General features: G+C 69.4%; 1 pseudogene. It reads left to right on the top strand.

Going from position 1 to position 288, the window contains the following annotated elements:
* Positions 1–288 (top strand): annotated as a pseudogene (locus EN818_RS32090) (HlyD family secretion protein); the annotation flags it as partial.

The raw sequence follows: 288 nt of genomic DNA, 5'->3' as shown, positions 1-288 counted from the left end.
CCTTGGTGGCGAGGAAGGCGGCTTCCTGCCCAAAGCCCAGGCCGCCGACGTCAAGCGCAAATATGACCGCGCCAGCGACCTCTATAGACGCGGCACCGGCACGCAGGCCGATTACGACACCGCCTCGGCCTCGCTTGAGACGGCCAACGCGCAGGTCGGCCAGGCGGAGGCCAACCTCGCCGTCGGCAACCTGCCGGCGCGGCCGGAAACCATCAACGCCGCCGACAACCAGGTCAAGCAGGCGCAGTCGACCCTGGAGCAGGCGCGGTGGCGGCTGTCGAAACGGGT

This window comes from Mesorhizobium sp. M3A.F.Ca.ET.175.01.1.1, from assembly GCF_004791945.1.
Taxonomy (GTDB): domain Bacteria; phylum Pseudomonadota; class Alphaproteobacteria; order Rhizobiales; family Rhizobiaceae; genus Mesorhizobium.
Note: the sequence above shows the minus strand (reverse complement) of the source record. Positions and strands in the feature narration are given on the sequence as shown.